The organism is Streptomyces sp. NPDC001914, assembly GCF_042891215.1.
Taxonomy (GTDB): Bacteria; Actinomycetota; Actinomycetes; order Streptomycetales; family Streptomycetaceae; genus Streptomyces.
In genome coordinates this window covers 650,722-669,748 of the sequence record NZ_JBIASW010000002.1, presented here as the reverse complement: position 1 = coordinate 669,748, position 19,027 = coordinate 650,722, and the positions used below count along the sequence as shown (strand labels likewise).

General features: G+C 72.5%; 16 protein-coding genes. 6 read left to right on the top strand and 10 right to left on the bottom strand.

Annotated features, from left to right (window positions below; genetic code table 11):
- The first annotated feature begins 35 nt into the window (after positions 1 to 35).
- Complete coding sequence (locus ACFYYF_RS07995; RefSeq protein ID WP_388772535.1) at positions 36 to 1,619, top strand: hypothetical protein; 1,584 nt, start codon at positions 36 to 38, stop codon at positions 1,617 to 1,619.
- 311 nt (positions 1,620 to 1,930) lie between these two features.
- Here ACFYYF_RS07995 and ACFYYF_RS07990 read toward each other — a convergent pair whose 3' ends face one another.
- The 6 genes from ACFYYF_RS07990 to ACFYYF_RS07965 all read right to left on the bottom strand — a co-directional run bounded on the left by ACFYYF_RS07990 (position 1,931) and on the right by ACFYYF_RS07965 (position 8,808).
- Complete coding sequence (locus ACFYYF_RS07990; RefSeq protein ID WP_388772532.1) at positions 1,931 to 4,918, bottom strand: SpoIIE family protein phosphatase; 2,988 nt, start codon at positions 4,916 to 4,918, stop codon at positions 1,931 to 1,933.
- A 247-nt stretch (positions 4,919 to 5,165) separates the two neighbouring features.
- On the bottom strand, positions 5,166 to 5,573 hold the full coding sequence (locus ACFYYF_RS07985; protein ID WP_388772530.1) for an ATP-binding protein: 408 nt from the start codon (positions 5,571 to 5,573) through the stop codon (positions 5,166 to 5,168).
- Between the two features lie 129 nt (positions 5,574 to 5,702).
- Positions 5,703 to 6,110 carry a (deoxy)nucleoside triphosphate pyrophosphohydrolase gene (locus ACFYYF_RS07980; RefSeq protein WP_361688611.1) on the bottom strand — a complete coding sequence of 136 codons (408 nt, stop codon included), beginning with the start codon at positions 6,108 to 6,110 and terminating at the stop codon, positions 5,703 to 5,705.
- 45 nt (positions 6,111 to 6,155) lie between these two features.
- On the bottom strand, positions 6,156 to 6,338 hold the full coding sequence (locus tag ACFYYF_RS07975; protein ID WP_361686004.1) for an SPOR domain-containing protein: 183 nt from the start codon (positions 6,336 to 6,338) through the stop codon (positions 6,156 to 6,158).
- Positions 6,339 to 6,627: 289 nt separating this feature from the next.
- Positions 6,628 to 7,380, bottom strand: coding sequence for a GntR family transcriptional regulator (locus ACFYYF_RS07970; protein ID WP_361686002.1), 753 nt, complete (start codon positions 7,378 to 7,380; stop codon positions 6,628 to 6,630).
- Positions 7,381 to 7,527: 147 nt separating this feature from the next.
- Positions 7,528 to 8,808 carry a DUF4190 domain-containing protein gene (locus tag ACFYYF_RS07965; protein ID WP_388772525.1) on the bottom strand — a complete coding sequence of 427 codons (1,281 nt, stop codon included), beginning with the start codon at positions 8,806 to 8,808 and terminating at the stop codon, positions 7,528 to 7,530.
- A gap of 163 nt (positions 8,809 to 8,971) precedes the next feature.
- Here ACFYYF_RS07965 and ACFYYF_RS07960 point away from each other — a divergent pair, with 163 nt between their 5' ends.
- Positions 8,972 to 10,078 (top strand): threonine synthase, encoded by a 1,107-nt coding sequence (locus ACFYYF_RS07960; protein ID WP_361685998.1) that lies wholly within the window; start codon positions 8,972 to 8,974, stop codon positions 10,076 to 10,078.
- A gap of 64 nt (positions 10,079 to 10,142) precedes the next feature.
- Here ACFYYF_RS07960 and ACFYYF_RS07955 read toward each other — a convergent pair whose 3' ends face one another.
- Both ACFYYF_RS07955 and ychF read right to left on the bottom strand, forming a co-directional pair.
- Positions 10,143 to 12,323, bottom strand: a complete 2,181-nt coding sequence (locus tag ACFYYF_RS07955; protein WP_388772522.1) for a DEAD/DEAH box helicase — start codon at positions 12,321 to 12,323, stop codon at positions 10,143 to 10,145.
- Between the two features lie 398 nt (positions 12,324 to 12,721).
- Positions 12,722 to 13,810, bottom strand: coding sequence for a redox-regulated ATPase YchF (gene ychF / locus ACFYYF_RS07950; protein ID WP_361685992.1), 1,089 nt, complete (start codon positions 13,808 to 13,810; stop codon positions 12,722 to 12,724).
- Positions 13,811 to 14,115: 305 nt separating this feature from the next.
- Between ychF and ACFYYF_RS07945 the strand changes: the two genes are divergently transcribed.
- Positions 14,116 to 14,589, top strand: a complete 474-nt coding sequence (locus tag ACFYYF_RS07945) for a DUF6542 domain-containing protein (protein WP_388772518.1) — start codon at positions 14,116 to 14,118, stop codon at positions 14,587 to 14,589.
- 130 nt (positions 14,590 to 14,719) lie between these two features.
- Here ACFYYF_RS07945 and ppgK read toward each other — a convergent pair whose 3' ends face one another.
- Together ppgK and ACFYYF_RS07935 are read right to left on the bottom strand one after the other, a co-directional pair.
- Positions 14,720 to 15,469, bottom strand: a complete 750-nt coding sequence (gene ppgK / locus ACFYYF_RS07940; protein ID WP_361685988.1) for a polyphosphate--glucose phosphotransferase — start codon at positions 15,467 to 15,469, stop codon at positions 14,720 to 14,722.
- Between the two features lie 29 nt (positions 15,470 to 15,498).
- Positions 15,499 to 16,503: a 4-hydroxy-3-methylbut-2-enyl diphosphate reductase gene (locus ACFYYF_RS07935; RefSeq protein WP_361685986.1), complete on the bottom strand. Its 1,005-nt coding sequence runs from the start codon at positions 16,501 to 16,503 to the stop codon at positions 15,499 to 15,501.
- A gap of 101 nt (positions 16,504 to 16,604) precedes the next feature.
- Here ACFYYF_RS07935 and xseA point away from each other — a divergent pair, with 101 nt between their 5' ends.
- The 3 genes from xseA (at position 16,605) to ACFYYF_RS07920 (ending at position 18,917) form a co-directional block, all read left to right on the top strand.
- Positions 16,605 to 17,813 (top strand): exodeoxyribonuclease VII large subunit, encoded by a 1,209-nt coding sequence (gene xseA, locus ACFYYF_RS07930; RefSeq protein ID WP_388772513.1) that lies wholly within the window; start codon positions 16,605 to 16,607, stop codon positions 17,811 to 17,813.
- A 9-nt stretch (positions 17,814 to 17,822) separates the two neighbouring features.
- Positions 17,823 to 18,065 (top strand): exodeoxyribonuclease VII small subunit, encoded by a 243-nt coding sequence (locus ACFYYF_RS07925; RefSeq protein ID WP_388772511.1) that lies wholly within the window; start codon positions 17,823 to 17,825, stop codon positions 18,063 to 18,065.
- A 261-nt stretch (positions 18,066 to 18,326) separates the two neighbouring features.
- A complete protein-coding gene (locus ACFYYF_RS07920) occupies positions 18,327 to 18,917 on the top strand; it encodes a malonic semialdehyde reductase (RefSeq protein WP_361685980.1) in 591 nt (196 codons plus the stop codon).
- Positions 18,918 to 19,027: the final 110 nt, after the last annotated feature.

The window sequence follows — 19,027 nt, the reverse complement described above, 5'->3', positions numbered from 1 at the left end:
CGCGGAGGCGCTCGAACGGCCATACGCTCCCAAATGTGACGTCGCCCCAGAGCCGAAGCCGGTCGCGCCGGGTCCCGTCGCACATAGCCGTGCGGGTGGCGCATGCCGTGCTCGGGGGGCTGGTCGCGATGGGCTGGCTGGTGCTGCCGCTGGCGCGGGCGGGCGCCGACGCCCCGGTGACCCGGGCGCGGGACGCGGGTGTCGCCGCCCGGCCGGAGACGATCGCGCAGGACGGCACGACGACCGGCGATCTCGTGCCGCCCCTGATCGCGGTCGGCGCCGCGGGCGCGGTGGCGGCCTACGGATACGGGCGCCGCAGACGGCGGGCGGCGACCCGGACGACACCCGGCGGGGACTCCGACCCCACTCCCCTGCACGAACTCGACCGGCGGGCCCGGCGGTTGCTCGTCGAGACCGACGACTGCGTGCTCGTCGGCACCGAGGAACTCGCCCTCGCCGCGGACCGGTCGGCGGGCGACGCGATCGAGCCGTACCTGTACGACCTGAGGCACGCGGAGGCCGCACTCGCCGCGGCCTTCCGGCTGCGGCAGCGCCTCGACGAGGCGGAGGCCGCGGGCGTGGACCCGGCCGAGGACGAGAGCGGCCGCAGGGCCGACCTGGAGGAGATCATCGCCCGCTGCCGGGACGCCGGGGAGCGGCTGGACGCGGCGGCACCGGGGTTCGACCAGATCCGGGCGCTGGAGCGGAACGCGGTGGCCGCCCTGGAGTCCGCCGAGGCCCGTTTCCGGGAGGTCGCCGCACGCATCCGCGGCGCCGAGGCGACGCTCGCCGCTCTCCACGAGCGGTACGCCCCCGCCGCCTCCCTCCCGGTCGCCGGCGACGCCGAACAGGCGAAGGACCGGCTCCTGTTCACCACCTCCCACCTCAACCAGGCACGGCAGTACGCGGACCGGGGCGACGGCGCCAAGGCCGCGGCCCATCTGCGGGCGGCGGAGGGGGCGTTGGGACAGGCCGCCGACCTGGCGGACGGCGTGGAGCGGCTGGCGGCGGAACTGGACTCGGCGGCGGCCGGGCTGCCCGCGGCGATCACGGCGGCGGAGGCCGCGCGGAACGCCGCCCAGGCCCTCCCGCCGGACGCCCGCGCCGGGCTCGTCGGGCGGTTGGGGCACGTGGACGTGGTGCTCTCCGCCGTCCGTCACGAGACGGCCGCCGGGCCCCACGATCCGCTGGACGCGCTGCGCCGGGTGACGGAGGCCGCGGCGGGCCTGGCCGGGGCGGGGGCCGGTGACGTCCCCGACGGGCACGGCGAGGCGCTGCTGCCCGCCCGCAGCGCGCTCGCGGGGGCCGCGTGCTTCATCGCCACCCATCGCGGTGCGGTGGGCAGTGAGGCGCGGACCCGGCTGGCCGAGGCGCGGCGGCTGCTCGGACCGGGGTCCGCCCCGCTGTCCGAGGTGCTGCGGGCCGACGGCCTCGCCCGGGAGGCGCGCCGGCTCGCGGAGCGGGACGTACGGGCGTACGGCAATCCGTCGGGCGGCCGCGGGGGCGCCGGAGCGGGCGGCGCGGTGCTCGGCGGGATCCTCCTGAGCGACGGCGAGGGCGGCCCGATGAGCTACGGCGGCCCTCGCACCCGGGGCCGCCGGGGGGCGTTCTTCACCTGACCGCAGGACAGCACCCGCAGTATGTGGGGCCGCCCGGGGCCGCCACGCTCGACGTGGGGCACCCGCTCTTCGTGGGGCCCCTGCGGTACATGGGGCCGCTCCGCTGCACTCGGGGCCGCCCCGGGACGCCTGCACGTGGGGCTGCCCGGGGCCGCCTTCGCCTCAACCGGCGAGCGGGGCGCACCCACGTGGGCGCACGGGCCGGTCGCCGGCTCCGGCCCCTGTCGCGCCGTCGGTGGCGCTCGCCCCTCGGGACTCGCCCGTTAGAACCCTCGGCACGCTCACTCGTATGAGCCCTCGGCCGTCGGACCTCAGAACAGGCTCAGCAGCGCTTCCGCCGGGTCAGTGAGGGGCGTCCCGCCGTCCGGCAGCGGGAGTTCGAACCACACGGTCTTCCCGCGCGGCGTACGGCGGGAGCCCCACCCAGCGGAGAGGAGGCCGACGAGCTGGAGGCCCCGCCCGCCCTCGTCGGTGTCGCGGGCGCGGCGGCGCCGCGGCTGGACGAGTCCGGCGTCCCAGACCTCGCAGACGAGGGTGCGGTCGAGGAGCAGCCGCAGCCTGATCTCGCCCTCGCCGTAGCGCAGGGCGTTCGTCACCAGCTCACTGACCAGCAGTTCCGTGGTGTCGACGAGCGGTTCCAGGTCCCAGGCGACGAGCTGGGTACGGGCGTACTCGCGGGCCCGCCCGACGCTGCGCGGCTCGCGCGGCAGGGTCCAGTCGCCGACGCAATCGGCGGGCAGTCCCTGGACCCGGGCCATCAGCAGGGCGATGTCGTCCTCGCCGTGGTGGGTGTCGAGGGTGTTGAGGACGTGGTCGCAGACGTCCTCCAGCGGCCGGGAGGGGTCGGTGAGGGCGCCGACGAACGCCTGCAGACCCTCGTCGAGCGGGTGGTCGCGCGATTCGACCAGTCCATCCGTGTAGAGCGCCAGCAGGGCGCCCTCGGGCAGTTCGACCTCCACCTCCTCGAAGGGCTCACCGCCCACCCCGAGCGGCATGCCGGGCGGCACGTCGAGCATCAACGCGCTCTCGCCGGGCTCGACCAGGACGGGCGGCAGGTGCCCCGCGTTGGCGAAGGTGCACCGGCGGGTCACGGAGTCGTAGACGGCGTACACACAGGTCGCGAGGTACACCTCGGAGAGGTCGGCGTCGCGGGGCTGGCGGGCCGTGCGGGTGGCCTGCTGGACCCCTCCGGGCGTCCCGAGGCCGCGCGCGATCTCGTCCAGCGCCGAGAGGACCTCGGCGGGTTCGAGATCGAGCAGGGCCAAGGTGCGTACCGCGGTGCGCAGTTCACCCATCGCCACGGCGGCGCGCAGCCCGCGGCCCATCACGTCGCCCACCACGAGGGCCGTGCGGTGGCCGGGGAGTTCGATGACGTCGAACCAGTCGCCGCCGACCTCCGTCGCCGCATTGCCCGGCAGATAACGGCACGCGATGTCGAGGCCGGAGGCCTCGGGGTCGCCCGGGGGCAGCAGGGACCGCTGGAGGATGAGGGCGCGTTCGTGCTCACGGCGGTACAGGCGCGCGTTGTCGATGCACACGGCCGCGCGGGCGGCCAGCTCCACGGCCAGCGCGCGGTCGCGCTCCCCGAACGGCTCGCTGCCCTTCGTACGGGAGAACTGGGCGAGTCCCACGACCGTGTCGTGGGCGACCATGGGGACCGCGAGCGTGGACTGGATGAGGCCGCCGTCGTCGGCGGGGATCTGCTGCGGCCGGGCGGTGCGCAGGGCGTCCGCGCAGGGCGAGTTGAACGGGAAGTGGTGGACCGCGCCGACCGCCACGGGAGCCGGACCGCCCGCGAAGGGCGCGTCGGAGACGGCGCTGGCGAAGGCCACCCGGCGCAGTTCGGCACTGCCGTCCGCGAGTCCCGGCGGGGTCTCGTCGCCGACCAGCAGCCCCTGGTACAGGTCGACCGTCGCGAGGTCGCAGAAGCCGGGGACCACGACGTCGAGGAGTTCGCGTGCGGTGGTCTCCAGGTCGAGGGAGTTGCCTATGCGGGCGCCCGCCTCGTTCAGCAGGGCGAGGTTGCGCCGGGCCGCTGCCGCTTCGCGGGCGGCGGCGCGGCGGGCGGTGATGTCGGTTCCGAGCCACGCGATGCCTATGGGACGGCCGCTGCCGCTGTGCACCCGGTAGAGGTTGATGGACCAGTGACGGCGCTCGTCGGAGCCCGGGACCTGCCCGGTGACGTGCATGTCCGTGATGGACTCGCCGGTCTCCAGGACCCGGCGCAGGACCGCCGTCACCCGCTCGGCCTCCGCGTGCGGGAGATAGTCGTGGACGCCCTTGCCGCGGTGGTCGTCGACGCCGCCGCCGAAGATCGAGGCGAACCGCTGGTTGGCCCGCCGGACGTGGAGGTCCGTGTCGATCAGCAGGAACCCGAACGGAGATTGACCGAAAATCGCCTGCGAGGCGGCGAGGTCCGTCTCGATCGTCCGCAGGGTACGGACGTCCACCACGATGCATACGGCGGCTCGCTCACCGTGCTCGTTGGTCGTCGGCATCACGTAGACCTCGGCGAGGCCCTCCCTGCCCCCGGAGTCCTCGGCGCCCTCGTCGGCACCCTCGGAGGCGGGTGCGCGGAAGGGCACGAGCCCGGTCCATTCGCGGCCGTCCAGGATCTCCGCCATCTTCCGCTGACCGAACTCCCGCCGGTCCTCGCTGACGAACGCCTGGATGGGGTCCATGCCGACGGCGCGCTCGGCCGGGATGCCGAAGATCTGCTCGGCCCGCACGCTCCACTGGTCGACGAGCCCGTCCGCGCCGATGGAGAAGGAGGCGGCCTTGATGTAGTCGTAGATCGAACCGGGCGGACTGCTCTGCCACATCGCGTCACCCGGCACCTCGCCGGCCTCGCCGCTCCCGCCCGTCCCGCCGCCCGGGTCGCCGTCGGGCCCGCCCGCCGCACCGTCTGCGACCGGGTCCGGCGCGTAGTCCGTGGTGTCGTCGCCCGCGCGATCCGTGGTGCCGTTCGCGGCGTTGCCCGCCGCGCCGTCCGGGGTGGTGCCCGGAGCGTGGTCCGAGGCGCGGTCCGCAGTCGTGTCCGTCATGCCGTCAGGCGCACGGTCCGGGGCGGGGTCCGCCATGTCGTCAGCAACGCGGCCCGGGCCGTCGTCCGGGGTGGTGTCCGGCGTGTGGTCCCGGGTGGTGTCCGGGGCGGTGTCCGCCGGGCCGGAGGCCGAGCGGTCCGGGACGGTGCCTGTCGTGTCGTCGGGAACCGCCCATGCGGCATCGCCCGCCGCATCAGCCCTCGCGCCGCCCGACGGGTCCTCGGACTCCGTGGCCTTCGCTGGTATCTCGCTCACGCGAACCGTCCCCTCCAGCTCACCGCGTCCGGCACCGGTCACCGGGGGCGGCTGCCCGCAGTATCCAGCACTACGGTGCCGCACGACACGGTGTTCACGATCACAGCACGGTCCCGATGGTTTTTGGACCGGCCGCGACATACTCCCAGTCTTCTAACCAGGTGGCGCCCCCTCGAACCACACAACGTGACACGGGTCGGGAGCGTGATCCGGCCGCGCGCCGCGCGGGTGCGCCGGCCCCGGCGGCTCAGTCCGGTACGGCCAGCTCGAACCAGACCGTCTTGCCGGTGTCCGCCGGCCAGGTTCCCCAGCGGCGGCACGAGCCGGCCAGGAGCTGGAGTCCGCGGCCGCTCTCGTCGGAGGTGTCGGCGGACCGTTCGCGGGGCGGGTCCGGCAGCGGGTCGGAGACCTCGACGCGCAGCGCGCCCGGAGCGTCCTCGGGACGTACGAGACGGACGCCGATCGGCCCGGTGGCGTGCCGGAGCGAGTTCGTCACCAGTTCGCTGACCAGGAGTGCGGTGATGTCGCCGAGGGATTCGAGATCCCAGTCGCGCAGCTGTCCCCGGACGACGGCGCGGGCGGTGCGGACGGCACCGGGCTCCGCGGGAAAGGTCCACTCGGCGCAGTAGCCGTCAGTGTCGATCAAGCCGATCACTTCCCAGACCAGAAACCCACCCACGCCCGGTTTCGGGGGGTTAAGGGGCACATACCCGGTATCGGTGGAGCTTTACCGCGCCCGGGGCACACGATGGCGCGAACGGCGCACAAAGGGGCACCCGGGTCGTCACGCGCCCGGATCGAGCCACGGGAGTGCGCTCTTGACCGCCGGCACGTCCTGGTCGAGCCAGTCCACGTCCCAGATCTCCTCGGAGCCCAGCCAGCGCAGTTCGTCGTGGTCCTGCAGGGGCTCGGGTTCGGGTGAGCCGGGCAGCAGCCGGGCGGCCCACACCACCAGGACGTATCCCGGCTTCAGGGGCCACTCCCCGGGGACGCGCTCCAACGCCCGTGTGTCGATGCCCAGCTCCTCGCGCAGTTCTCGCACGAGGGCGTGTTCGGGGGTCTCGCCGGGCTCGACCTTGCCGCCCGGCAGCTCCCAGCGCCCGGCGAGGTCGGGGGGCGCGCTGCGGCGGGCGGCGAGCAGGCGTCCGGCGCGCACGAGGGCGCCCGCAACCACCACGATCCGTTCCGTCATGCGCCGGAGCCTACGGGAGCGGAGGGGCCTCCTGCTCCCGGTGGATCAATGCGCTCCGTTCGGCCCGATCCGCTCGACCCAGTAGAGCTGCTTGTGCCCGCGGTCGTCGAGGCTGTCCGCGATCTTCTGGGCCTCGGCCCTGGTCGCGTACCTGCCCACGCGATAGCGATTGCCGTTGTCGTCCTGCCGTATGACGAGCCAGGGAAGCGTGATCGTGCTGTCGTTCATAGCGCCCCTCCACTTCCCGCCCCGGGCCCCCGTCGAACCCCGCATCCCATCGAAACCGCAATCCGCATATGCCCGAGCGTACGCCTTACCTTCACGCAGCGAACACGGGTTTACACAAAGAGGTACGCAACCGGCCAGCAGGGAGCGCCGGACCAGGGGGCGCACGCCGTCGAACACGCCGCTCACGACTCCTCACGCGCCCGCGAGCAGGGCGAAGGCGTTGCCCGGTCCGTCAGTTGAGAAAGGCCAGATTCCAACCGGGCTCACGGGCGGCCCGGGTGACGAGCGGTCACTTCACCGGCAGGTGGTAGGCGATGCGGTAGCGGTCCGCCGGGACCACCACGTCGGCCGTCTCCACCGGACGGCCCGAGGCGTAGAACGTGCGCTGGATGACGACGACCACATGCCCGGGCACGCCGCCCAGTGCCAGAAGTTCCTCGGCGAGCCCGGGACGCGCGCCCACCTCCTCGGTGACGTTGTCCACGATCACGTCGATGGCGGCCATGCGCTCGACGACACCCATGCCGCCGAGCGGTCCCTCCTCGGGGAGCATCACCGGCGTACGCCCGGTCACGGCGAGCGGCTCCCAGGACGTGGAGAGCATCATCGCCTCGCCGCCGTCGCGGTAGACGTAGTTCGTGCACATCACGCGGTCGCCCGGCTGGATGTCCAGCCGCTCGGCGATCGCGCCGCTCGCCTCGACCTGCCGGCTGCGGGACTCCCAGGTGCCGCGCACCGCGAAGTCGGCCTGCTCCTGACGGAAGGGAGTGGCGCCGCTGTCCGGCCGGTACCCGGAGCGGGCCACACGGCGCGGCACCGGCCGCTCGCGGACGTACGTGCCCGAGCCGGAGCGGCCCTCGACCAGGCCCTCGGCCATCAGCACCTTGCGCGCCTCCAGGGCGACGGTGTCCGAGACCCCGTACTCCTCGCGGATCCTGGCCTGCGAGGGGAGCCGGGTGTGCGGTGGCAGCGAGCCGTCGACGATCTTCTTGCGGAGATCACCCGCGACGCGCAGATACGCCGGCTGCTCACCGAATGTCACTTAGCCGCTCCCATCAGGTTGTACAGACAGCAACAGCGTGGCAACCGTGGGTTGTGCCATGCAAGCGAAGGCCAGAGAATCACTCGATGTGATGACGCGTGGCCCTTGAGGGCATACGCAGGCACTTTCTCCCCACTGTGGCTGTCGTCACACCTCGATTCCTGGACCGTCTTCGCCGCCGCTACCGGTGCCCCCTCCGCCGCCGTACGCCGGCGGGGTGGTGGCGAGCCCCAGAGCCTTGCGGGTGGTGACCGTCCTCTCGGGCTCGATGAGCTTCAGGGCCTTCTCGTAGTGCTCGGAGAACGTGTCCGCGTCCGACGCGTCCGCCGCCTTCTCCCATTCCTTCGCCGAGCGCTCCAGGTCCTTGGCCAGGGCGGCGACGGGCTTGGCCGCGTCCGCCGCGAACCTGTGCCCGGGCAGCCCGTCCGCCTCCCAGGCCAGCACCTCCGAGACGTGTCCGGCCCACTCCTTGTAGCCGGACAGGTCGTCGTCGATGTACTCGGCCTCGGGTATCCCGTCCAGTGCGTTGTCGATGGCCGCCGCCGAACTCAGGTAGGAGTACTGGTCGGGGTCCAGCGTGAGCTGGTCGTTGCGCAGGGAGCCCGTCAGGCTGCCCCCCTCGTCGTTGTTCCCGAACAGGCAGCTCACCTTGCGGTCGCCGCCGCGCCAGCTCTGCTCGGTCGGCGTGAAGGAGTACACGGCGACGTCGCCCGGGACGGCCCAGGAGTCCATCGCGTAGGTGTTCCGCATCAGGTAGCACCGCTGGTCCGCCGCGTCGGCGAGCTCGTCGTCCCCCGGGTAGTCGCCCTCGTCCATCGTGAGGTCCGCGAACACCTCGGCGTCGTGCTCGCCCTTGCACGGCACCTCGTCGACGTCGAACGCCAGCCCCTTCAGGGAACCGCTCATCGTGTCGAAGCACTCGCCCACCTCCAGCGAGAACGCGGAGCCCCCCGAGTCGCCGGCCGCGCTCTCGAAGCCCTCCCAGAAGTCGCGCGCTCCCCCGGTGGCGACCGTGAGCGCGAGCAGCACGACACCGATCGACGACATCACCATGCCGCCCACCGCCATGCCCTTGCCGCGCTCGCCGCGCCGCTTGATCTGGACGAGCGCCACGGTCCCGAGCACCAGCCCGACGGCGGGCAGGAAGCAGAGGATGCCGAGGACCAGCGCCGCGATCGCGAGCCCGTTGAAGGGAACGGGCCGGTTGTACGGGGAGTAGCCCTGCCCCCAGGGCTGGTACGGACCCGGGTACGGGGCCTGCTGGTACGGGCCCTGCGGGGCGGCGCCGTGCGGGAACGGGCCCTGCGGGGCGGGGCCTTGGGGGTACGGAGCGTGCGGGTACGGCGGCGTCCCCGGCGGCGGGTACTGCCCCTCGGGCTGCTGCGGTCCGGGCGGCGGGGGTATGGCCACGGTTTCCCTTGCTCTCATCCATCCGTGATGGAACGTGCGTACTACAGCCGAATGGCTGGGCGCATCGTAAGCACCGCGCGGGCGGGGGCGTGAGCGGGGCCGCCCGGACGGCCGCCGGGGCACGGCCGGTCCCGGACGCTCGGAGCGTTCCGTCCCCGGGCCGCGCGTCTAACCTGCACCCATGACTGCACTGCCGGACTGCTTCTGCCCGACGGACGGCACGCGCGTCCCCGCCGGCTCGCTCGCCTGGTGCTGCCCGGTCTGCCGCGGCCCGCTCGACCTGGACTTCGCGCCCACGCCGGCTCCCCTCGCGTCCCTCACCGGCCGGGTGAACTCGCTGTGGCGGTACGCGGAATGCCTGCCGCTGGCCGCGCCCACGGTCAGCCTCGGCGAGGGCCGCACCCCGCTGGTCCCCCTGCGCGAGGGCGTGCTCGCCAAGCTCGACTTCCTGATGCCGACGCTGTCGTTCAAGGACCGCGGGGCCGTGCTGCTGGCCGAGCTGGCGCTGCGGCTCGGGCCCCGGCAGGTGCTCGCGGACAGCAGCGGCAACGCGGGCACGGCCGTCGCCGCCTACTGCGCCCGGGCCGGACTGCCGTGCACGGTGTACGTCCCCGAGGGCACCTCGGCGAAGAAGCTGGAGCAGATCGAGGCGCACGGGGCACGGCTGCGGGTGGTCGACGGCGACCGCGAGGCGACGGCACGCGCGGCGCGCGCGGCGGCCGACGAGGAGGGCGTGTTCTACGCCTCGCACGTCTTCAACCCGTACTTCCTGCACGGCACGAAGACGTACGTCCACGAACTCTGGGAGGACCTCGGCGGACGTCTTCCGGACGCCCTCGTGCTGCCGGTCGGCAACGGCACGCTGCTCCTCGGCGCCGCCCTCGCGGTGGCCGAACTGCACGCGGCGGGTCTGATCGACAAGAGGCCGGCGCTGTACGCCGTCCAGGCGGCCGCGGTCGCCCCGCTGGCCCACGCCTGGTCCGAGGGCGCCGACGATCTCGTCGGCGTCACGCCCATGGCGCCCACGTTCGCCGAGGGCATCGCGATCCCGCACCCGCTGCGGGCCCGCCAGATCCTCAGCGCGGTACGTGCCTCCGGAGGCGCCTTCCTGACCGTGACGGAGGACCAGATCCGCCACGCGCAGACGGACCTCGCGGGACGCGGGCTGTACGTGGAGTCGACGGGCGTCGCCTGCTGGGCGGCGACCCGCGAGGGCACCCTGACCGCACGGGAGGCCGTGGTACCGCTGTGCGGCGCGGGCGCCAAGACGGGCCTGGCCCGGACCTGACGAACTCGGCGCCCACGGCCCTGCCGTCCCACCGCTGACCGCGCGCTGTTCAGCCGTGTCCGGTTCACTCGACCGGCATGAGCCTCTCGCCCGTCATCCCCAGACGAGCCTGTTCCTCCTCGACGATCCGACGTGCCAGCTCGGTGTCCGAGACGTCGACCGCGTCCGGGGTCGCCTCGGCCACGGCGCTGCGGCGTGCGTAGGCGTCGAACAGGCGGGTCTTCGTCTCCAGCATCCTCACCATGCGCTCGTCCACGCCCCCGGTGGCCAGGAGACGGTGCACGCGCACCGGCCTGACCTGGCCCATGCGGTGGGCCCGGGCCACCGCCTGGTGTTCGATGGTCGGCTTGATCTGGGGTTCGCAGATGACGACGACGGACGCGGCCTGCATGTTGAGGCCGACGCCCGCCGCCTGGATCTGCCCCAGGAGCACCGCCGGTCCCTGGACCCCGGCGAAGTCGTCGACGATCTCCTGGCGACGCTGTGCCGGGACGGCCCCGGTCAGCGGGCCGAACACCGGGGCGGCCCCGGCGGTTCCGGCCACCAGAGCTTCCTTCACCACGCCCAGTACGTCCTTGAAGTTGGAGAAGACCACCGTCTTCTGCCCGTTCTCGCCGGCCTCCTGGACGATCTCCCGGAGCCGGTCCAGCTTGGCCGACTTCCCGGGGCACATGTACGCGGCCCTGCGCATGGCCATGAAGTTGCCCGCGCGCACGGCTTCGCGGTACTCCGCCTCGTCCGAAGCGCTCAGCTCCTCCCACTCGTCGGTGTGCTGAAGGCTCGGGAGTTCCGTCAGTACGTCCTCCTGGTTGCGCCTCAGGTAGACGGGGGCCACCGCCTTGCGGAAGGCGACCGATCCGGCCAGCGCGTCCCGTTCGCCGAGGGAGTCCGCGACGTCCTTGTCGAGCATCCCGACCAGGTTGCGGAACTCCGCGACCCGGTTCTCCATGGGGGTTCCGGTCATGAAGAGGGTGCGCTCGCAACGCTCCGCCCACAGGCCCACCGTCTGGGACCGTTTGGCCTTCGGGTTCTTCACCGAGTGTGCTTCGTCGACCACCAGCAGCCCGACCTCCCCGTCGTCCGGTGCGGGAAAGCCGCGCAGAGCATCGAACGTGGTCACGCCGACGCCGCCGCGCCCCTTCCACTCGGCGAACGCGTAGTGCCGGTCGGGACCGTGGAGCACCACGACGCGCAGGGCGCTGCGGGCCTCGATCTCCCGTGTCCAGTTCACGAGGACGCTCGCCGGACAGACGACCAGGAAGTGACTCCGTCCCTCGGCGGCCAGGTGAGCGAGGACGGCGATCGCCTGGATGGTCTTCCCGAGGCCCATCTCGTCGCCGAGTATCACCTTGCGCTGCGCGAGCGCGAACCGGGCGCCGAACACCTGGTAACCGCGCAGGGAGACCCGCCGGTGCGTGTCGTCGAGCTGCTGGGTCCGCACCCGCTCCGCGATCTCGTCCGGCAGGAAGCCCTCCGCGGCAGCCGCGTCCGGCTGCCGTCCGGAGATCTCTGCCAGCAGGCTGTAGTACTCGGCGGAGCGGAGTTCGAAGTCCACCCAGGCCGCGACGTCGGACGAGAGCCCCCGGAGCAGGTCCACCGACGCCTGCGCGAGCAGTTCGGGCAGGCCGGCCCGCTCCGCCTCGTCCACCAGCGACCGGATCCCGGCGACCGCCGCCCACGCGCGGGCCTTCTTCTCCCGGCCGGCCAGCAGCATGCGGACCCTCCCGGCGGCGGGTCTCGCGTCGGCCAGCAGCGGACCGAGCCGTTCCGCCAGGACCGAGGCGTTGTCGACCGCGCGCCGGGCGTCCGGGCCGGCCTCCACCAGGACGTGCAGGGCCATGACGAGCGCGGTGGTGGACGGGTCCGGCTGGTCCACGTCGATGTGGACGGCCACGGTCTCGTGCACCGCCTCGGAGAGCCGACGGGCGGCGGCCAGCATCTGGTCGACGGTGCGCTGCCCGACACCGGGAATCTGCCGCAGCCGGTAGGGGCCCGCTTCGAGAACACTGCCCAGGGTGCGCAGCCCGCTCTTCTCGACGCTGCCCAGCCGCAGCCGGCCTTCGGTGACGTCCTGCAGCCGGGCGACGGGAATGGCGTCGAGCTCCCGCTTCACCGCGGCGTCGTGGATCGGCTTCAGTGCCGCCCGTACGGCCTCCACAGCCCTTCCGTGGTCCCCGACCACCGCCTGCGCCGCCTCGTACAGCCGCGCGCCCCCCGCGACCGTGTCCCGCTCGCCACGCCCCACGCTTCCGCCCCTCTTCGGCACTCCCCGCATCCTCCCACCGCCCGCACCACGGCTTCTCCGGAGGCCGGGGCCGCCGCTCACAGCGGCCAGGCGGTCAGCAAGTCGTCCGGGCCGTAGGCGGCGTCGAGGCCCGGACAGTCGACTCCGCTGCGCGAGACCGCCACGACCGGAACGGGTTCCGCGGTCGGGGCGGCCCAGTCTCCGGCACCGACCCGGAACGGGAAGGCGGTCAGGGCGGCCCAGTCTCCGGCACCGACCCGGAACGGGAAGGCGGTCAGGGCGGCCCAGTCTCCGGCACCGACCCGGCACGGGAAGCACGAAGGGGTCCGGCCTCGAAAGGCCGGACCCCTGACGATCCGCGTGTTCGCCGGATCAGCAACGCGACGAGACCGCGTCCGCTAGACGTTGAAGCGGAACTCCACCACGTCGCCGTCCTGCATCACGTACTCCTTGCCCTCCATGCGGGCCTTGCCCTTGGCGCGGGCCTCGGCCACCGAGCCCGTCTCGACCAGGTCGGCGAAGGAGATGACCTCGGCCTTGATGAAGCCCTTCTGGAAGTCGGTGTGGATCACACCGGCCGCCTCGGGGGCCGTCGCGCCCTTCTTGATCGTCCAGGCGCGGGATTCCTTCGGGCCGGCCGTCAGATAGGTCTGCAGGCCGAGGGTGTTGAAGCCGACGCGGGCCAGCGTGGCGAGGCCCGGCTCCTCGGCGCCCACCGACTCCAGGAGCTCCAGGGCGTCCTCCTCGTCGAGTTCGGCGAGGTCCTGCTCCAGCTTGGCGTTGAGGAAGATCGCCTCGGCGGGGGCGACCAGGGCGCGCTGCTCGGCCTTGAAGTCCTCGTCGACCAGCTCGTCCTCGTCCACGTTGAAGACGTACAGGAACGGCTTGGTCGTGAGCAGGTGCAGGTCGTGCAGCAGTTCCTCGTTGCCCGAGCCCTGGACGATGCCCGCGGAGAAGAGGGTGTCGCCCTTCTCCAGGATCTCCTTGGCCGCCTCGACCGCCGCGACCTTGGGCGCGATGTCCTTCTTGATGCGCGACTCCTTCTGGAGGCGCGGCAGGACCTTCTCGATCGTCTGGAGGTCGGCGAGGATCAGCTCGGTGTTGATCGTCTCGATGTCGTCCTTGGGCGAGACCTTGCCGTCGACGTGCACGACGTTCTCGTCCTTGAACGCGCGGATGACCTGGCAGATCGCGTCCGACTCACGGATGTTCGCGAGGAACTTGTTGCCCAGGCCCTCACCCTCGCTCGCGCCGCGCACGATGCCCGCGATGTCGACGAAGTCGACGGTCGCCGGCAGGACGCGCTGCGAGGAGAAGATCTCGGCCAGCTTGGTCAGACGGGGGTCGGGGACACCGACCACGCCGACGTTCGGCTCGATCGTGGCGAACGGGTAGTTGGCCGCGAGCACGTCGTTCTTGGTCAGGGCGTTGAACAGGGTCGACTTGCCGACGTTGGGCAGACCGACGATTCCGATCGTGAGCGACACGTTGCGACTTCCCGTACGAGAGGATGGGCGAAGGGCCCTCCAGAAGAGCGGGCCGATCCACCAGTCTACGGCGTGGCCCGCCCCCCGCCCGCGAGGTATCGAACGCATGGCCAAGCTCTGTCCACGGCCTCGTCTCCGACCGGTCTCCGGCGTGTCCGATGAGCCATTCCACACATAAAACGACCTAAGTTGGTCCAGTGGAGCAACACAGGACGCGTCCCCCTCAGTACAGACCGCGACGCGGAGCACCTGTTCCGGCCCAGGCCGGACGGGCGGCGAACGGCGGTGTCCGGCGGGACGGCCCGGTGGCGCGCCGGCCCGCGCCCGAGGGTGTCCGGCAGCCGGGCCGGACGTCACGTCCCCGGCTGACGGGGCTCGGCGGCGGACTGTTCTGCGGCGCGTCGATGTTCGCGCTGGCCTGCCTGGACCACCTGCTGTTCGGCGGCTCGGCGACCGTCTACGGGGTGCTGTTCCTGCCGGTGTGCGTCCTGACCGCGCTGTGGGTGCGGCCCGGCGACCTGGTGACGGCCCCCGTGGTCGTACCGATCGCCTTCACCTGCGGACTGCCGCCCGTCACCGACGACGGCGGAGGCGGCTTCGCCGGCTTCCTCATGGCCCTGGTCACCACCCTCGCCCTGCAGGCGGGCTGGCTGTACGGGGGAACGCTGGCCGCGGTCCTGGTCGTGACCGTCCGCCGGGTCCGCCTGGTGGCCCGCCGCCGGGCCGCCCAGGGACGCGACCGGGCACGCTCCGTACCGCCCGGCAGACAGGCCCGCTGACCGGGCCCGCAGGCTCTCCCGCCGTCCGGCGGCCGGCCCTCGAACCGTCGGCCGGCCGTCCCGTGCCGTCGCGGGTCCCGTCCCGTGCCGTCGCGGGCACCGTCCCGTGCCGTCGCGGGCGGCCGTGCCGCTAGCGGCCGATCTGTGCCGCCCGCATCGCCGCGCCCACGATCCCGGCGTTGTTCTGGAGCTGCGCGGGGACGATCTCCGCCTTGATGCCCTCGATCAGCGGCAGGAACTTGTCCGCCTTGCGGCTGACACCGCCGCCGATGATGAACAGCTCCGGGGAGAAGAGCATCTCGACATGGGCGAGGTACTTGGTGACGCGGCGCGACCAGTGTTCCCAGGTCAGATCGTTGTCGTCCTTGGCCTTGGTGGAGGCCTTCTTCTCGGCGTCGTGGCCGTTCAGCTCCAGGTGACCCAGCTCCGTGTTCGGGACCAGCTCGCCGTCGGTGAAGACGGCGCTGCCGATGCCGGTGCCGAAGGTGAGCAGGATGACCGTGCCCCGGCGGCCCTTGCCCGCGCCGAACTCCATCTCCGCGACACCCGCCGCGTCGGCGTCGTTCAGCACGGTCACCGGCAGACCGCCCAGCCGCTCACCGAGCAGCGCGCCCGCGTCGGTGTCGATCCAGGACTTGTCGACGTTCGCCGCCGTACGGATGGTGGAACCGCCGGTGACCACGCCGGGGAACGTGATGCCCACCGGGCCCGTCCAGCCGAAGTGGTCGATGACGTCCTTCACGCCGTCGGCCACCGCGTCGGGAGTCGCCGGGTGCGGGGTGAGCACCTTGTGGCGCTCCTCCGCGAGGTCCCCGCGGTCAAGGTCCACGGGGGCACCCTTGATCCCGGATCCGCCAATGTCCACACCGAAGATCTTCATGGCCCTACGTTACGACGTACGGCTGAATGTCACTTCCCGGACGGGCCGTTGGTGCGTGCCTCCACGAGCGCGGCCGCCTCCGCGCGCAGGTCGCGGCGCAGCTCCTTGGGGAGCGAGAAGGTGATGGACTCCTCGGCGGCCTTGACGATCTCCACGTCCTCGAAGCCGCGCCCGGACAGGTACTCCAGGACCTGCTCGACCAGGACCTCCGGGACGGACGCGCCGGAGGTGACACCGACCGTGGTCACGCCCTCCAGCCAGGCCTCGTCGATCTCGTCGGCGAAGTCCACCAGGTACGCGGCGCGGGCGCCGGCCAGCTTGGCGACCTCGACCAGCCGGACCGAGTTGGAGGAGTTGCGCGATCCGACCACGATGACCAGCTCGGCCTCCGCGCCCATCTGCTTCACGGCGAGCTGACGGTTCTGCGTGGCGTAGCAGATGTCGTCGCTCGGCGGGGAGATGAGGAGGGGGAACTTCTCCTTCAGGGCGTCGACCGTCTCCATCGTCTCGTCGACGGAGAGGGTCGTCTGGGAGAGCCAGACGACCCTGGAGGGGTCGCGGACCTCGACCTTGGCGACGTCACCGGGGCCGTCGACCAGGGTGATGTGGTCGGGTGCCTCGCCGGAGGTGCCGATGACCTCCTCGTGGCCCTCGTGCCCGATGAGGAGGATGTCGAAGTCCTCGTTCGCGAAGCGGACGGCTTCCTTGTGGACCTTGGTGACCAGCGGGCACGTCGCGTCGATGGTGGCGAGCTTGCCGGCGGCGGCCTCGTCGTGGACGACGGGGGCGACGCCGTGCGCCGAGAACATGACGATGGACCCCTCGGGGACCTCCGCCGTCCGCTCGACGAAGATCGCGCCCTTCTTCTCCAGGGTCTGCACCACGTACTTGTTGTGGACGATCTCGTGACGGACGTAGATCGGTGCCCCGTACTGCTCGAGGGCCTTCTCCACGGCGATCACGGCGCGGTCCACGCCCGCGCAGTAGCCACGGGGGGCGGCGAGCAGGACACGGCGGCCAGGCGAAGCGGTCATGCCCCCATCGTAAGGCCGCGTCCGGCGGGTCAGGGATCGCCTCCTCGGCGACCTCGGGACAGCCGCCGGCATTGTCGGTGGGGGCCACTACTCTCGGGCGCATGGCTCTCAACACGTCCGCGGACGCTCCGCTGCCCGTCGGCGAGGTGTCACGGCTCATCGGGGGATGGATCGACCGGCTCGGCGCGGTGTGGGTCGAGGGGCAGATCACCCAGCTGTCGCGGCGCCCCGGCGCGGGCGTCGTCTTCCTGACCCTGCGCGACCCGTCGCACGACATCTCGGTGGGCGTGACCTGCTACCGGCAGGTCTTCGACGCGGTCGCCGACGTCGTGAGCGAGGGGGCCCGTGTGGTCGTCCACGCCAAGCCGGAGTGGTACGCGCCGCGCGGGCAGCTCTCCCTGCGGGCCGCCGAGATCAAGCCGGTGGGGGTGGGGGAGCTTCTGGCCCGCCTCGAACAGCTCAAGAAGTCGCTGGCGGCCGAGGGGCTGTTCGCGACCGAGCGCAAGAAGGCGCTGCCGTTCCTGCCCCAGCTCGTCGGGCTGGTGTGCGGGCGCGCCTCGGCGGCCGAGCGGGACGTGCTGGAGAACGCGCGGCACCGCTGGCCCGCCGTCCGCTTCGAGGTGCGCAACGTCGCCGTCCAGGGCGTCCACGCGGTCCCGCAGGTCGTCCAGGCGGTGAAGGAGCTGGACGCGCTCGACGAGGTCGACGTGATCGTCGTGGCGCGCGGCGGCGGCAGCGTGGAGGACCTGCTGCCGTTCTCCGACGAACAGCTCGTCCGCGCGGTGGCGGCCTGCCGCACGCCGGTCGTGTCGGCGATCGGGCACGAGCCGGACAGCCCGCTGCTCGACCTCGTGGCCGACCTGCGGGCCTCCACCCCGACGGACGCCGCCAAGCGGGTCGTGCCGGACGTCGGCGAGGAGTACGAACGGGTGCGGCTCCTGCGGGACAGGGCGCGGCGCTCCGTCCGGTCGTTCGTCGACCGCGAGGAGCGCGGACTGGCGCACGCGCTGGCCCGGCCCTCGATGGAGGATCCGCACCGGATGATCGACGAGCGGGCGGACCAGGTCTCCGCCCTGCTCGACCGGGGCCGGCGCACGCTGGGGCATCTGCTGGACCGCGCGGACTCGGAGCTGACGCACACCCACGCGCGCGTGGTGGCCCTGTCCCCCGCGGCGACCCTCCAGCGGGGGTACGCGGTGCTCCAGCGCGCCGACGGTCATGTGGTCCGGGACCCGGCCGGGGTGGCGGCGGACGAGACGCTGCGGGCGCGGGTCGCCGAGGGTGAATTCACGGTTCGAGTCGATGCATAGGGTGGGCGCATGACCAGCAAGGTGGACGAGGCGCTCGGGTACGAGCAGGCACGGGACGAGCTGATCGAGGTCGTACGCCGTCTGGAGGCGGGCGGTACGACCCTGGAGGAGTCCCTGGCGCTCTGGGAGCGCGGTGAGGAGCTGGCCAAGGTGTGCCGGCGCCGGCTGGAGGGCGCCCGCGCCCGTCTGGACGCGGCGCTGGCCGAGGAGTCCGGGGACCAGGCAGCGGACACCGGCACCAGCACCGAGTGACGCCCGGTTCCGGGTCCTGGTGACACGCGGCTGCGGCTGCCCCACCCGCCGGCTCCAGGTCGGGGTCGGGGTCCGGGTGAGGTCACCTTTCGAGCAGCTCCGAGCGGGGCCCGCGACACCGCGGGCCCCGTTTTTCATCCCTTCGCCTGTGAAGCGGATCACCACACCCCGCTTTTGGTTGAACTTTAAACCTCATCGCCGTACTGTCGTAGACGCCAACAGATCCCCCCGGATCCACCGCACATACCGAGAAGGTTCTTCATGTCTCTCGTCCTTGACCCCACCGCTCAGGACCTGCTGTTCCGCGAGGCCCGCACGGCGAACACCTTCACCGACGAGCCGGTGACCGACGAGCAGGTGCAGGCGATCTACGACCTGGTCAAGTACGGTCCGACCGCCTTCAACCAGTCGCCGCTGCGCATCACCCTGGTCCGCTCCCCCGAGGCCCGTGAGCGCCTGGTGCGCCACCTCGCCGAGGGCAACCAGGCGAAGACCGCCGCCGCCCCGCTGGTCGCGATCCTCTCCGCGGACAACGAGTTCCACGAGGAGCTGCCGGCCCTTCTCCCCCACTTCCCGGCCGCCAAGGACATGTTCTTCTCCGAGCGCCCGGTCCGTGAGGGTTCCGCCGCGATGAACGCCGCGCTCCAGGCCGCGTACTTCATCATCGGCGTCCGCGCCGCCGGCCTCGCCGCGGGCCCGATGACCGGTGCCGACCTCGCCGGTGTCCAGAAGGAGTTCCTGGACGACGACCACACCCCGCTGATGATCGTCAACATCGGCAAGCCGGGCGAGGACGCCTGGTTCGCGCGCTCCCCGCGCCTGGAGGCCGACCAGGTCATCACGACCGTCTGACCTGCGGCACCAGCGGGCCGGCCGGCGTGACCGGCCGGCCCGCACCGAACGAGAAGGGCCCCCGGCGCCGGCGCCGGGGGCCCTTCTCCATGCCGTACGGGTTCTGCCTG